The organism is Streptomyces sp. NBC_01750, assembly GCF_035918095.1.
GTDB lineage: Bacteria > Actinomycetota > Actinomycetes > Streptomycetales > Streptomycetaceae > Streptomyces.
Map to the genome: position 1 here is coordinate 3,025,922 of NZ_CP109137.1, position 13,536 is coordinate 3,039,457.

Below are 13,536 nucleotides of genomic sequence, written 5' to 3' on the forward strand. Positions count from 1 at the left end.
CGATCGTCTCTGCCAGCGGATTCGAAAACGAAAAAGCCCCTCGCACAGGAGGGGACGCCGCGCCGATTCCAACCGGATCTTTCATCCGTCGGGACTGATCAGCGCGGCTCGCTAAGCAGAAGGCGTACGGCACGCATGGCGTCAGGGTACCGCAGCGAGCGAACCGGTCGCATGAGAGCAACCGCGCAGCCCCCCGGAGCAACCGCAGAGGCAACCGCAGAGGCACCCCCGAAGGACCGCGAAGGCACCCGAGGGGACGCCGAAGGGACCGCCGGCGGACCTCGACGGCACCCGAAGGCTCCGGCCGCCCCGCCGCGACGGACCCGCACCGAGCCCTCGTGTGCTACCGCACGCCCCCGGCGCACGCCCGAGCGACCCCCCGCGCACACTCCAGCGCACACCTGAACTCGTCGGCTCATGCCTCAGGGCCACTCAAGTTACTCCGCGTATCGCCCCTATCCAGGGCAACCCCAGAGTCAGTTGTCTGTGGTGCCGCTCTCTAAACACCGAAACCTCGTACCGTCCGGTATGGGTGGACCTAGCATGCATCAACGGGACCGTATTTCCCGCACCATTCGGAGTCGCCCCATGAAGCCTCATCGCAAGAGTCGTTCGTCACCCGCACCGAGCCCCGGACTGAGCCGCCCGGTGCAAGGCGGGCTGACCGTCGCGGCGTTCGTCCTCATACCCGTGCTCGCCATCGGCGGGAGCGACAGTTTTCGCGCCACGCTCGACTTCACCACCGGGGTTCTGTCCCTGGTGTCCTTGACCGCTTCCGTCGCGTGGGGGCTCATCGCCACCGACCGGCTGCTGCTGTCCACGCGCCACCGCCTCCTCTCCCAGGCCATCCACCGGTCCACCGCGGTCGCCTCGCTCGGCTTCCTGCTGCTGCACGCCACCGTGAAGGTCTCGCTGGGGCATGTGGAACTGCTCGGCGCTCTCGTCCCGTTCGGACTCGGCGTCACCGGTACGTCCGGCCTGATCGGCTTCGGCTCGCTGGCCGGCTTCCTCATGGTGGTCGCCGCCACTACGGGTGCACTGCGCAGCGCCCTGGCCACCAACATCCGCGTCGCGGGCCGCTGGCGGCCGCTGCACATGCTGGCCTACCCGGCCTGGTGCTCCGCGCTGGTGCACGGTCTGTACACCGGCCGGCCGGCCGCGACCTGGGTCGTGACGATGTACTGCCTGTCACTCACCGGCGTCGCCGCAGCCGTGTCCCTTCGGATGCTGCCGCAGCCGGTGAAGCGGCGTATCGCCGACAAGATCCTTTCACTGATCGGCTCGGGCTCCGACAGGTCCGCGGCCGACGAGCGGCTGCAGCGCGATCTCGCCTCATCGCCACTCCCCGGTGCCACGGGCCTGACCGGACCGGCCGGCCTGAACGAGATGAACGGCCGGGGCGCGATGAACGGCATCCCGTCGCAGCGCGCGTACGAGCAGGACTTCCAGCGCCAGCCTCCCCTCGGCCAGCCGCGCACGCAGCCCCGGCGGCTCGAAGCCCCCGCGCCGCAGTTGTACGAGGTACCGATGCCACCGGAGCCGGAACCGACCGTCAGCAGTGGCACCGGACCTGGCCCCGGCATCTCCGCCGCCTACCGCGCGGTCTCCCTCGCCCCCGAGACGGCCCCGCTGGCCGAACGCGTGCCGATGACCGAGGAGATCCCCGTCGTCTCGGACTCGGGACCGATGCCGGGCCAGTGGCCGACCCCCTCGCCGCCGCCGCCCGCGCAGGCAGTCCCGTCCGCGCCGCCGATTCCGCCCGCGTACGAGCCTCCTCCCGCGTACGCGCCCCCGGCGTACGAACCAGCTCCCGCCTACGACACCCCTCTCGGGTACGCGGCGCCTTCCTCCTTCGACGCTTCCCCCTCGTACGACACCCCCTCGTACGACACCCCCCCGTACGAGCCCCCTCCCGCGTACGACACCCCGCCCGCCTACGACCCCTCCTCCCCGTACGAAGCACCTTCCTCCCTGTACGACACCAGCAACGCCAGGACGTACGACGACACAGCGCAAATGCCCGGGCCCCTCTTCCCGCCCCCGGCCGGGGAACCCTGGCACGCGCCCGCAGGAGATCGACCGTGAACACCCCCCTCCCCGATGTCCCCGAGGTTCGCGTCGTCGGCCTTCCCCAGCTGACGCAAGGGTTCGACCTTGTCGAGCGACTCGACCTCCCCATGCATCTCAAGGTGCACGGCCCGCTCGAACCGATGACCGGCGAGCGGCTCGCGCAGCTCGCCGACGACATATCCCTGCGTGGCCGTGGCGGCGCAGGCTTCCCCTTCGGACAGAAGCTCCGCGCCGTCGCCAAGTCCGCCATCAGACGCGGGGTACGGCCCGTCGTCGTGGTGAACGGCAGCGAGGGCGAGCCCGCCTGCCGCAAGGACACCGTGCTGCTCAACCGCGCGCCCCATCTGATCCTGGACGGCGCCCTGATCGCCGCCGAAGCGCTCGGTGCGCGCACGCTGGTCATCGCGGTCACCCGCAACTCGACTGAGGTCTCCATCCGCGCCGCCCTGGCCGAGCGCGGACTCTCCGACCGGCGCGGGCAGCAGCTGCGCGCGCGGGTCGTACGCACCCCCGAGCGCATGGTCTCCGGCGAGGCCTCCTCCGTCATCCGGGCCGTGAACGGCGGCCCCGCGCTGCCGCCCGGCCGCCGTGAGCGCGCTTCCGACACCGGCGTCGGCGGTGCCCCGACCCTGCTGTCCAACGCCGAGACATTCGCGCAGCTCGCCATCGGCGCCCGTATCGGCGCCCGCCGCTACAGCCATACCGGCCTGGAGACCGAGCCCGGCACCGTCATGCTGACGATCTCCGGGGCGGTCGCGCGCCCGATGGTCGTCGAGGTGCCCACGGGCGTGCCGCTGCGGTACGTACTGCAGCTCGCGGGCGCCCCGCCGCTCCCCCAGGGCGTGCTCACCGGCGGCTACCACGGCAACTGGATCGACGCGATGGCCGTCAACGAAGCGCTCGTCTCGCGCGAATCGCTGGCCTCCCTGGGCGGCGCGCTGGGGGCCGGCGCGATCCTGCCGATCGGCCCCGAGACCTGCCCGCTGGGCGAGGCGCTGCGGGTGGCCAACTGGCTCGCCGCCGAGACGGCCGGCCAGTGCGGTCCCTGCAAGCTCGGCCTGCCCGCGGCGGCCGGCGGCCTGTCCGACGTCATGAACGGCGGCGGCCCGGCCGCCCTGGAGGCGCTGCGCGAGGTGACCCAGGCCGTGAAGGGCCGGGGGGCGTGCAAGCACCCCGACGGCTCGGCGCGCTTCTTCGCCTCGACCCTGTCCGCCTTCACGGACGACCTCGCCGCCCATGTGCTCCACGGCGGCTGCGGACGCGAGACGACCGGCGTGCTGCCGCTGCCGCTGCCCGGTTACGAGGAGGCGGAAGAGTCGATTCCGAGCGGTGAGAAGGTCTTCATCGACTGGACGCTCTGCCAGGGCCACGGGCTCTGCGCCGACATCATCCCGGAGCTGATCAGGCTGAACCCCGACGGCTTCCCGTCGGTGGCCGACGCGGTCGTCCCCATGCACCTCAAGGGAGCCACACAGCGCGCCGTGCGCCGCTGCCCCGCACTGGCGATGCGTATCGAACAGATGCCGTCCGAGCGGGGCGGCCCCGCGCCCTCGGGCCGTCGGGAGCTGCCCAGCAGCAACCGCAAGGCCCTTGGCAGCGGCCGGGGTTGACGGACATGAAGAAGCGGGCCACCCGATCCGGGTGGCCCGCTTCTTCGTGCTTACCGCTCTGTACTGCTTCTGTGGAGCTAAGGAGAATTGAACTCCTGACCTCCTGCATGCCATGCAGGCGCTCTACCAACTGAGCTATAGCCCCTTGCGATGTGCCGCCTTGATCAAGGTTTCCCCCGCGGCGACGTCGACAACATTAACGGTCCCCCGGGTCCATCGCCAAATCGTTTCCGGTCCGTGCGGACAAGCCCGGTGGTCGGCGGCTGCGGCCGTGACCGCGACTGCGACGAAACTCACAGCCGCAGCCGTGTCTCTCATGCTGTGGCGAACGAATAGAACCGCTTCAACGTGCAGTGCTCGTCGAGCAGACGGCCGTAGATCGGCTCCCCCTCGAGTTCGCGGTAGGTCTCGATGGGGTCGCCTTTTATGATCAGCGCCCGCGCGCACTCCTCGCACCAGTACTGGTACTCGGGATTGACCGGATCCATATCCCGGACGATCGGCGTACCACCGCCGCACCAGTCGCATTTCCGCCTGTGTGCACCCATCACTCAGCTCCAGCTGTGGCCGCAGGCCGTGCACACGTAGGAAACCCCGCCATTGTCGCCGAGGACTTGGGCGACATGCGCTGATCCGCAGGACGGGCAGCTGAGACGAGCACGTACCTCCGCCGCTGCAAGCAGGTCATCGGCCTCCTCGCTCGCGCTGGCGGACATCGTGCTCTCCCTCCCGTCCTGGCCGGTGTCCCCTCCGGCCGTCCGATTCTGCCATGACCACGCAAGCGGGTCAGCGGCGTTTGGGTACGAGACCGGCCACCGCGCCAAAGATCGACGCGGCTGCGAGCGCCAGCGCACTCACCCACAGCGCATGGGCGGACCCCTGCGCCCCGGGAACTGTCTGCCGATTCAGGAAGAGTGTGCCGAATGCGGCGACGCCGATCACCTGGCCGAGCTGGGTGACGGTCACGAGCAGACCGCTGGCATCGGCCGCGTCCTCCTGGCGTACGGTCGCCAGCGCGCCGGTCAGCGTGGGGCTGTAGGCGAGCGCGAGACCGGCGCCCACGGCCACGAATGCGAGATACAGCCACGGGCCGCCGTCGCCACCGTCGCGCAGCACCACGCCTACCGCGGCGGACGCCAGACCGGTCAGTACGAACCCGCCCGGGACCAGAACCTTTTGCAGGCCGGCGGACCAGCGCCGCCAGGTCAGCCCGATCGCTCCGAAGACCAGGGCGGTCGGCGCGAACATCAGCCCGGCGCGCACCGCACTGTGGCCGAGACCGCCCTGGACATGAAGGGTGAGCGTGAAGAGGAAGCCCGCGTTCACCGCCATCACCAGAGTGATCCGCAACACCGCACGGCCCATACCCGGGATACCCATCACACGCGGCGCGATCAGCGGGGCGCCGCCGCGTCGGGCCAGCCCCGACTCGTACGCCAGAAAAAGGCCGAAGAACACCGCCGACGCCGCAATCGAGAGCCACGACCAGGCGGGCCAGTCCTGCTCCTGCCCGAGCACCAGCGGCACGGTGAACAGCGACACCGCGGCGGCGAGCAGCACCAGGCCGGGCAGATCGAGTCCGCGACCGCGCTCGGGCTCCTCGCGCCGGTCCTTCGGCAGCACCCGCGCACCCAGCACCAGCAGAGCGAGACCGATCGGGACGTTCACCAGAAAGATCGGGCGCCAGCTCGCACCGAAGAGGTCCGCGCTGACCAGCACACCGCCCACGACCTGCCCGGCGGCGGCCCCGGTGGCGAGGACCGCGGAGTAGGCGCCGAGCGCCCGCACGCGCCCCTCGCCGGTGAAGTGCCGCTGGATCAGGCTGAGTACCTGCGGTATCAGAAGCGCCGCGCCCGCACCCTGGACCAGCCGGAAGGCGATCAACTGGCCGGTGCCCGCCGCGAGTCCGCAGGCGAGCGAGGCGGCGGTGAAGAGCAACAGACCGCCCAGGTAGGCCCGTCGGTGTCCGAGCAGATCGCCGAGCCGGGCGCCGGTGATCAGCAGGACGGCGTACGAAATGGTGTAACCGGCGATGACCAGCTGCAACCCCGCTCCGGACGCACCGAGTTCGCCACGGATGGTGGGGGCGGCGACATTGACGATGAAGGTGTCGAGGAGCGCCATGAACTGCGCGGCGAGCACGATCGCGAGCAGCAGTCGTGGTCCGTTGTCAGTGCCGGGGGCTTTACTGAGCAGTGGGGTTTCCGCAGAGGTCGTCGTCATGGCTTCGAGCCTGACGGCGTTCCGGTACGGGTAACGAGAGCCCGCCGATGCTGGTACTGACAGCACCTGGCAAGGACGGGCCACTGCCTCGACCATGGGGGTGTGACCACGATGACCGCGACGACGAACACCGCAGGCGCGGCGGCGAACCACGCGAACCATCATCGCCGCAGACCCGAGCTGGCCGCGTTTCTGCGCAGCCGCCGGGCGCGGGTGACACCCGCCGATGTGGGTATGCCGCCCGGCCTGCGCCGTCGTACGCCGGGGCTGCGCCGCGAGGAGGTCGCCCAGCTCTCCGGCGTGGGTGTCACCTGGTACACGTGGCTGGAGCAGGGCCGCCCGATCAATGCCTCGGCACAGGTCCTGGACGCCGTGGCGCGTACGCTCCGGCTCGACCAGCCCGAGCGGGAGCATCTGTACCACCTGGCGGAGGTGCCCTACGCAACCGACCACCGGCAGGCGGCCGCGGAGCACGTCGGCCCGGAGATCCAGGGCATTATCGACGCCCTCGACCCGCGTCCAGCCGTGGTCTACAACGCGCGGTACGACGTCCTGGCCACCAACCCCGCCTACCGCGAGCTGTTCGCGCTCTCACGCCCGGAGCACTTCGGCATACGCAATGTGCTGTGGACGCTCTTCACGGTGCCCGAGCCGTCCTGCCCACTGGTCTTCCGGGAGGCGGAGCTGCCGCTGATGGTGGCGCAGCTGCGCGGTGCGTACGGGCGTCATGTGGGTGAGCCGGCCTGGGAGTTGTTCGTCCACCGGCTCTCGTCGGCGAGTGAGTACTTCGCCGAGCTGTGGGAGAGCGGGAATGTAGTCCCGCCGGGGCCGCGGGTGAAGGTCTTCCGGCATGCCGCCGTCGGCGAGGTGCGGATGACCTCGGTATCGCTGTCGATCAACGGAATGCCGGAATGCCGGATCGTCGCCTACAGCCCGAACGACGAGGAGAGCAGCCGCCGGATGGGCGCGCTGCGTGAGCTGCGGGACTGAGACACGGTCGGGACCAGGACCGGGACCGGGACGGGCCGGAGGCCGCCCGGAAAACCGGCGCATGGAAATGCGAAATCCCGCCTTCTGACGAAGGCGGGATCCGGATTGTGGAGCTAAGGAGAATTGAACTCCTGACCTCCTGCATGCCATGCAGGCGCTCTACCAACTGAGCTATAGCCCCGCGTGTTCTTCGCGCTCCGCGCTGCGAACAAGAAGAACTTTAGCCTGCGACCTGCCGGAAAGTGAAATCCGGGGGTGCGGGGCCGGACGCCCGGTCCGGCCCGGCTCAGTCGTCGTCGCCGAGGACCGGTTCCGGCAGCGTGCCGGCGTTGTGCTCAAGGAGCCGCCAGCCACGCGCGCCCTCGCCGAGCACCGACCAGCAGCAGTTGGAAAGTCCGCCGAGGCTCTCCCAGTGGTGGGACTCCAGGCCCAGCAGCCGACCGATCGTGGTGCGGATCGTGCCGCCGTGGCTGACCACGACGAGCGTGCCGTCCTCGGGGAGCTTCTCGGCGTGGTGCAGCACCACGGGAGCGGCCCGGTCGGCGACCTCGGTCTCGAGCTCACCGCCACCGCGGCGCACGGGCTCGCCGCGCTTCCATGCGGCGTACTGCTCGCCGTACCGCGCGACGATCTCGTCGTGCGTCAGCCCCTGCCAGGCACCGGCGTAGGTCTCGCGCAGGGCGGCGTCGTACGAGATGTCGAGCCCGGTGAGCTCGGCCAGCTCGCCGGCCGTGGCCGCCGCCCGCTTGAGGTCGGAGGCGATGATCACGTCAGGCCTCAGCGAGGCGAGGAGCCGCGCGGAGCGGCGCGCCTGGGCCACGCCGGTCCCGGTCAGCGCGATGTCCGTGGAGCCCTGGAAGCGGCGCTCCAGGTTCCAGGCGGTCTGGCCGTGCCGCCACAGGACGACGCGGCGTCCCGTGGCGCGCTCGCTGGTGTCTTTTCCGCTCAGCTCAGCTCACCGTCCGGGTCACCGGCGAGCTTCGCGTGCTCCTCGGCCTTGCCGCGGGTCTTCAGGGCGTCCTCGGGGAGAGGCAGCTCGGGGCAGTCCTTCCACAGCCGCTCCAGGGCGTAGAAGACGCGCTCCTCGCTGTGCTGGACGTGCACGACGATGTCGACGTAGTCGAGGAGGATCCAGCGGGCGTCGCGGTCGCCCTCGCGGCGCACCGGCTTGGCGCCGAGCTCCTTGTTCAGCCGCTCCTCGATCTCGTCGACGATCGACTTGACCTGGCGGTCGTTGGGCGCGGAGGCGAGCAGGAAGGCGTCGGTGATCGACAGCACATCGCTGACGTCGTACGCGATGATGTCGTGCGCGAGCCGGTCGGCGGCTGCCTGGGCGGCAGCGTTGACGAGCTCGATGGAGCGATCCGTGGCGGTCACAAGCAGGCTTTCGTCGGCGGTCGGGAACCCTTCAAGGGTCTCACGGACCGCCGACGGCCCATGACGCGTTTATTTCGGACCTGATGGTTCGCCCGTCATTGGAGCTTGAAGTCCTTGCCGAGGACGACCGAGACATCGGCGTTGGTGACGGTTTTGCCCTTCTGGACCGCGCTCACCGGCAGACCCAGGGTCTTGGCGACCTCGACCGCCTTTGCCTTCTGCGCCGCGTCTCCGTAGGTGACCTGCGACGACGTGACGGTGTCGGCGGCCTTGCCGCCGTCGAGGACGGCGTAGCCGCCGTTGACCAGGGCGATCCGGGCGAATTCGGTGGCCGCCGTGGTCCCGGTGGCGTTCTTGACGCCCACGCGGATGGCCGCGCCCTTCTCCGGTGCGGTGACCGTGCCGCCCAGGACGTCCTTGACGACACTGTTGGCGGTCTGTTCGGTGAGCGTGCCGTCCTGCTGGACCGGAAGCACTGCTGTTTTGTAGTCGCCGCCCTTTGCGTGCTCGGCGAGCTTCGCCAGCGAGGCGCCCAGGTCGCTCTCGCGCAGTGACGGGTCGAGGATCTGCGCCAGCGTCTCGACGGTGACGGTCGCCGCCTTCGGGTCGTCGGGGAACTTCCGCAGGACACCCTGCATGACCTGGCCGAAGCGCTGCAGCTGCTTCGCCTCGGCCTCGCCGGGCCCGAGGTAGGTGGCGTACGCGACGGCCATCCGCCCGTTCAGGGTCTGGTTCTCGCCCTTCTTCACCAGCGGCGCCTCGCCCTTCTTCGCGCCGGGCACCTCGGTGTCCGTGGTCAGGTCGATGGTGCCGACCAGCTCGACCAGATTCTCCAGGAACGGGGTGTCGAGCCGCCAGGTGCCGGTGATCTTGGCGCCGAGGAGGGTGCCGACCGCCTCACGGGTACCCGTCGAGCCGTCGTCCTCGACGGACTTGCCGAGCGTGGTGGCGGTGCCGTCGTCGTTGGCGACGGCGAGCGAGTTGGGAAGCAGGACGGTGGTGCCCTGCTTGGTGGTGGCGTTGTCGACGAGGAGGGCGGTGGAGGTGCCCTTCTTCTTGGTGTTGTGCAGATGCACCACGATCACGTCCCGCTTCTGCGGTCCGGTCGCCGTGCTGCTCTTCTTGTCCGCGTCCGACAGGCCGGGCAACTTGCCCGCGTACCAGAGGTAGCCAACGCCGCCCACCACGACCAGCGCCAGCGCGACGACGAGCGCGACAACGCGGTTGCGGCCGCGGCGCTTGGCCTCCTCGCGCCGCTCGGAGCGGCTCTCGGTGAACTTCAGCCAGTCGATGACGTCTTCGGAGTCCTCGTCGGGCTCCTCGATGAAGGAGAACTGCTCGGTCCGGTAGTCGCGGTCGGCGGCGGGGCGGCGCTGCTCCGGCACGGCGGCCGGTTCGGGCGCCTGCGGCTGCGTCCGCGGCTCGGCCGGACCCTGCTGCTGCGGGATGTTCCACTGCTGGGTGGTGTCGACCGCCGCGGGCTGCGTGCCCGTGTCATAGCCATACCCGTCGTAGCCGTATCCCTGGTCCTGGCCCTGCCCGGGGGACTGCGGCTGCTGGTAGTACGAGTCGTACTGCCGGGACTGCCCGGCCTGCGGTTGCTGCTGCGCGTACGGGTCGTAGCCGTACCCCTGCCCCTGGCCCTGCTCGGGAGCCTGCGGTTGCTGAGGGTGCTGGGGCTGCTGCTGCGCGTAGGGGTCGTACTGCTGGGGCTGCTGATACACCGGCTGTCCGTACTCGTCGTAGCCGATGATCTGCGGCTGCTGGTAGTACGGGTCGTACGGATTCTGCTGGTCGTTCACCGGTGCCCCTCTCCGTGGCTCACTCGCCGCGGTACAACTGGCGCTTGTCGATGTAGCGCACCACACCGTCCGGCACCAGGTACCAGACCGGGTCCCCGTTGGCGACCCTAGCCCGGCAGTCGGTCGACGAGATGGCCAGCGCCGGAACCTCCACCAGAGAGACACCGCCCTCGGGCAGCCCGTCGTCCGTCAGGTCGTGACCCGGACGGGTCACACCGATGAAATGGGCGAGTGAGAACAGTTCTTCCGCGTCCCGCCAGCCGAGGATCTGCGAGAGCGCGTCGGCTCCCGTGATGAAGAAAAGATCCGCGTTGCTGTTGAGGGCGCGCAAGTCCCGCAGCGTATCGTTCGTGTAAGTCGGCCCGCCGCGGTCGATGTCGATGCGGCTCACCGAGAACTGCGGGTTGGACGCCGTGGCGATGACCGTCATCAGATAGCGGTCCTCGGCCGGGGACACCGCCTTGTGGCTCTTCTGCCACGGCTGCCCGGTCGGTACGAACACCACCTCGTCGAGGTGGAACAGGGCGGCCACCTCACTGGCGGCCACCAGGTGTCCATGGTGGATCGGGTCGAACGTCCCGCCCATCACGCCGATTCGGCGCTTCCCGGAACCGGAACCGGTAGGCACTTCCTGCTCTCCCATGCGTGCAGAGCCTACTGGCACGACGGCCCGGCCCCGACTCAGCGGTCGCGGTTGAAGCGCGTGGTGATCCACAGCAGCAGGAGCAGCGCGAAGAGCGCGCCGCCACCGGTGAGGTAGGGGCTGAGGCTTGGGTGGTTGCCACCGTGCTCGGCGCCCTCGGCAAGAGTGACCAGGTTGGCGGCGGTGCTGGTGAGGCTCATCGTCAGCGGAACCTATCGATCGGGAGTCCGGGAGCCGGAGCTCGGGAATCGGAGCGGAGAGACTTCGCGCACATCGTATGCGGGCTGCCCGGGCACGCTCACGCCGACTCAGTCGTTGTGGTTTTCGTCGCTGCCGTTTCCTCGGTAGCCGCGCAGCAGGAACCAGGCGAGCAGAGCCGCTCCGGCGATCGAGGCGATCAGCAGGATGCGCAGTGTGCTGCCCAGTCCCTGCTGCTCGGTTACGGCGGCGAGCAGTGCGGCGGTCTCCGGCATGTCGGGTGTACTCCTCAGTTATCCACAGCCCCCGCCACACCGTAGCCCCAGCACCTACGCTGGGGGCCGTCAGGGGGACGAGCAGGGACTCGCGCAAACAGGGGGCATTGATGGCCGAAAGCAATCACGAGAGTGTTCCGAGCAGGCAGCGCAAGCGCTTCCCGGGCATCTCCTCACGGGCGTACGAACATCCAGCGGACCGCTCGGCGTTGGTCGCCCTGCGCAAGCTCAGCGGCTTCGACACCGTCTTCAAGGCGCTCAGCGGACTGCTGCCCGAGCGCAGCCTGCGGCTGCTCTTCCTCTCCGACTCTGTGCGAGTGAGCGACGCGCAGTTCATGCACCTCAACAGCATGCTGCGGGACGCCTGTTACATCCTGGATCTGGAGAAGGTCCCGGCGATGTACGTCACGCAGGACCCGCGGCCCAATGCCATGTGCATCGGCCTGGACGAGCCGATCATCGTGGTCACCACCGGCCTGGTGGAGCTCCTCGACGAGGAGGAGATGCGGGCGGTCGTCGGACACGAGGTGGGCCACGCCCTCTCCGGCCACTCCGTCTACCGCACGATCCTGCTGTTCCTCACCGGTCTGGCGCTGAAGATCGCCTGGATCCCGCTCGGCAACGTCGCGATCATGGCGATCGTCACCGCGCTGCGCGAGTGGTTCCGCAAGTCGGAGCTCTCGGCGGACCGCGCCGGGCTGCTGGTCGGCCAGGACCTGCAGGCGTCGATGCGCGGCCTGATGAAGATCGCCGGGGGCAATCATCTGCACGAGATGAATGTCGACGCGTTCCTGCAGCAGGCCGAGGAGTACGAGGCGGGCGGCGATCTGCGCGACTCCGTGCTGAAGATTCTGAATCTGCTCCCCCGCTCGCACCCGTTCACCACGGTGCGCGCCGCCGAGCTGAAGAAGTGGGCCGCGAGCCGCGACTACCAGCGGATCATGGACGGTCACTACCCGCGGCGCACGGAGGACGGTGACACCTCGGTGTCGGACTCCTTCCGCCAGTCCGCCTCGCACTACGCCGACACGGTCCGCACCAGCAAGGATCCCCTGATAAAGCTGGTCGGTGACATAGCCGGCGGCGCGGGCGACCTGGGCGGCAAGCTACGGGACAAGTTCACGGGCGGAGGCAGCAGCGCCAGTGGTGGGAGCTCCGGCGGGAGCGACGGCGGCAAGGACAGCGGTCCTGCGAACGACGGCGACAGCGGTGAGAGCGGCCAGAGCGGTCAGGGCAAGGGCTGAGCCCGGGGCGCCAGCGCCCCGCAGAGCGCCGCGGTGGCCTGGCCCGTCGCATACGGATCGGTGCCCGCCGGACCGTCCGCACTCGCCCGCTGGCCGGCGAGCAGCGGGCGCAGGGTGCCGGACGCGTCGGCGGAGCAGGCCTGCGGTCCGGCCTGGACATAGCTGACCAGCAGCTCGACCCGGTGCTGGCGCAGGTCCTCGCGGTCGAAGCGGAAGTGCAGTTCACGGCGGACGGTGAACAACGAGGCCTCGTTCGCCCGTGGGCCGCTCACACCGACCGGCCGCAGGGCATAGGCGAAGGTGTGGTCCGACGTCACCTCCAGGGCGTCGGGCCCCGCCTCGGCGACGGTCAGCGTGCCCTGCACGCGCACATGGGGGTCGGCCAGCGCGACCTTCGCGGGGTCGTAGCGCACCAGCCAGCCGGTGGCGGCATGGCGGCCGTCGCCGGCCGGGGAGGAGATGCTCTGGTCGAACTGCTCCAGCTGGGCCGGGTCGAGCAGCAGCCGCACGGGCCGCACTGCACCGCCGGTAAGCACATCGGGGTCGAGCGAGGACTCGACGAGGTAGTCCTTGGCCGTGGTCAGCGCGGTCAGTACCTGGTCCTCCGAGAAGTTCTTGGTGCGCCGGGCGCCGGGAAGTGTGATGCCCGACGCGCCGACGCGGAACTGCGCGGCGGGGCTGTGCGCATAGAGATCGGCGGGGGTGTCGCCCGGGACCGGGCCCTGCGGCGAGAGCGGGATCATCGTGATGCGCAGCGGTGCCGCGTCTTTGGCCTGCGGAACCTCGTAGGGGTGGCGGACGCCGAGGTAGATCGCGGTTCCGAAGGCCATCGCGACCAGCAGGATGAGCATCAGGACCTGCCTCGCGCCGCGTCTGCGGCCCCAGGCGGGGAGGCTGCGCACGGCCCGCGCGTGCTCGCCCATCCGCTCCTGCGCGGAGAATTCCTGCAGCCGGGCAGCCCGGACGAACGATTCGTCGAAGACGACGGATCGGTACTCGTCCTCACCACCGCCGGGGAGTCCCTCGGGTGTCCCCTCAGGCGGGTCTCCGCGCCCAGCCATACTTTCAGGGTAGGTCTGGCAGGGCCACGATAAACGCGCTGGT

The 13,536-nt window shown here is 69.8% G+C and carries 13 protein-coding genes and 2 tRNA genes; 4 read left to right on the plus strand and 11 right to left on the minus strand.

Features of this window, described 5'->3' with window-relative positions; genetic code table 11:
- The first annotated feature begins 588 nt into the window (after positions 1-588).
- Entirely contained in the window at positions 589-2,085 is a 1,497-nt protein-coding gene (locus tag OG966_RS13650) for a hypothetical protein (RefSeq protein WP_326649863.1), read from the plus strand.
- Positions 2,082-3,680: an NADH-quinone oxidoreductase subunit NuoF family protein gene (locus OG966_RS13655; RefSeq protein ID WP_326649864.1), complete on the plus strand. Its 1,599-nt coding sequence runs from the start codon at positions 2,082-2,084 to the stop codon at positions 3,678-3,680. Before OG966_RS13650 ends, OG966_RS13655 begins: the two co-directional genes overlap by 4 nt.
- A gap of 72 nt (positions 3,681-3,752) precedes the next feature.
- Here OG966_RS13655 and OG966_RS13660 read toward each other — a convergent pair.
- From OG966_RS13660 to OG966_RS13670, 3 genes are all read right to left on the minus strand, one after another.
- Positions 3,753-3,825: transfer RNA gene (locus OG966_RS13660), tRNA-Ala, on the minus strand.
- A 169-nt stretch (positions 3,826-3,994) separates the two neighbouring features.
- Positions 3,995-4,228, minus strand: coding sequence for a hypothetical protein (locus tag OG966_RS13665; RefSeq protein ID WP_147986417.1), 234 nt, complete (start codon positions 4,226-4,228; stop codon positions 3,995-3,997).
- A 238-nt stretch (positions 4,229-4,466) separates the two neighbouring features.
- On the minus strand, positions 4,467-5,903 hold the full coding sequence (locus OG966_RS13670) for an MFS transporter (RefSeq protein ID WP_326649865.1): 1,437 nt from the start codon (positions 5,901-5,903) through the stop codon (positions 4,467-4,469).
- Positions 5,904-6,014: 111 nt separating this feature from the next.
- Here OG966_RS13670 and OG966_RS13675 point away from each other — a divergent pair, with 111 nt between their 5' ends.
- The gene (locus tag OG966_RS13675) at positions 6,015-6,893 is read left to right on the plus strand and encodes a helix-turn-helix transcriptional regulator (protein WP_326655191.1); all 879 of its coding nucleotides are present in this window, start codon (positions 6,015-6,017) and stop codon (positions 6,891-6,893) included.
- A 108-nt stretch (positions 6,894-7,001) separates the two neighbouring features.
- Here OG966_RS13675 and OG966_RS13680 read toward each other — a convergent pair.
- The 7 genes from OG966_RS13680 to OG966_RS13710 form a co-directional block, all read right to left on the minus strand.
- Positions 7,002-7,074 (minus strand) — tRNA-Ala (locus OG966_RS13680).
- Between the two features lie 105 nt (positions 7,075-7,179).
- Complete coding sequence (locus OG966_RS13685) at positions 7,180-7,842, minus strand: histidine phosphatase family protein (RefSeq protein WP_326655192.1); 663 nt, start codon at positions 7,840-7,842, stop codon at positions 7,180-7,182.
- Positions 7,839-8,270, minus strand: a complete 432-nt coding sequence (rsfS, locus tag OG966_RS13690) for a ribosome silencing factor (protein WP_326649866.1) — start codon at positions 8,268-8,270, stop codon at positions 7,839-7,841. The genes OG966_RS13685 and rsfS overlap by 4 nt, the downstream gene beginning before the upstream one ends.
- A 95-nt stretch (positions 8,271-8,365) precedes the next feature.
- Positions 8,366-10,072, minus strand: coding sequence for an LCP family protein (locus OG966_RS13695; RefSeq protein ID WP_326649867.1), 1,707 nt, complete (start codon positions 10,070-10,072; stop codon positions 8,366-8,368).
- A 19-nt stretch (positions 10,073-10,091) separates the two neighbouring features.
- A complete protein-coding gene (gene nadD, locus OG966_RS13700) occupies positions 10,092-10,715 on the minus strand; it encodes a nicotinate-nucleotide adenylyltransferase (protein ID WP_326649868.1) in 624 nt (207 codons plus the stop codon).
- A 38-nt stretch (positions 10,716-10,753) separates the two neighbouring features.
- Positions 10,754-10,915 (minus strand): hypothetical protein, encoded by a 162-nt coding sequence (locus OG966_RS13705; protein WP_326649869.1) that lies wholly within the window; start codon positions 10,913-10,915, stop codon positions 10,754-10,756.
- Positions 10,916-11,023: 108 nt separating this feature from the next.
- Entirely contained in the window at positions 11,024-11,188 is a 165-nt protein-coding gene (locus OG966_RS13710) for a hypothetical protein (protein ID WP_326649870.1), read from the minus strand.
- A gap of 110 nt (positions 11,189-11,298) precedes the next feature.
- Between OG966_RS13710 and OG966_RS13715 the strand changes: the two genes are divergently transcribed.
- Positions 11,299-12,432, plus strand: coding sequence for a M48 family metallopeptidase (locus tag OG966_RS13715; protein ID WP_326649871.1), 1,134 nt, complete (start codon positions 11,299-11,301; stop codon positions 12,430-12,432).
- Here the strand turns inward: OG966_RS13715 and OG966_RS13720 are convergent.
- Entirely contained in the window at positions 12,417-13,493 is a 1,077-nt protein-coding gene (locus OG966_RS13720) for an SCO2583 family membrane protein (protein WP_326649872.1), read from the minus strand. The genes OG966_RS13715 and OG966_RS13720 overlap by 16 nt on opposite strands.
- Between the last annotated feature and the right edge of the window lie 43 nt (positions 13,494-13,536).

Coding starts and splice junctions, on each gene's coding strand:
- OG966_RS13670 (WP_326649865.1), bottom strand. CDS start 5,903: ATGACGACGACCTCTGCGGAAACCCCACTGCTCAGTAAAGCCCCCGGC.
- OG966_RS13710 (WP_326649870.1), bottom strand. CDS start 11,188: ATGCCGGAGACCGCCGCACTGCTCGCCGCCGTAACCGAGCAGCAGGGA.
- OG966_RS13650 (WP_326649863.1), top strand. CDS start 589: ATGAAGCCTCATCGCAAGAGTCGTTCGTCACCCGCACCGAGCCCCGGA.
- OG966_RS13720 (WP_326649872.1), bottom strand. CDS start 13,493: ATGGCTGGGCGCGGAGACCCGCCTGAGGGGACACCCGAGGGACTCCCC.
- OG966_RS13665 (WP_147986417.1), bottom strand. CDS start 4,228: ATGGGTGCACACAGGCGGAAATGCGACTGGTGCGGCGGTGGTACGCCG.
- OG966_RS13705 (WP_326649869.1), bottom strand. CDS start 10,915: ATGAGCCTCACCAGCACCGCCGCCAACCTGGTCACTCTTGCCGAGGGC.
- OG966_RS13715 (WP_326649871.1), top strand. CDS start 11,299: ATGGCCGAAAGCAATCACGAGAGTGTTCCGAGCAGGCAGCGCAAGCGC.
- nadD (WP_326649868.1), bottom strand. CDS start 10,715: ATGGGAGAGCAGGAAGTGCCTACCGGTTCCGGTTCCGGGAAGCGCCGA.
- OG966_RS13675 (WP_326655191.1), top strand. CDS start 6,015: ATGACCGCGACGACGAACACCGCAGGCGCGGCGGCGAACCACGCGAAC.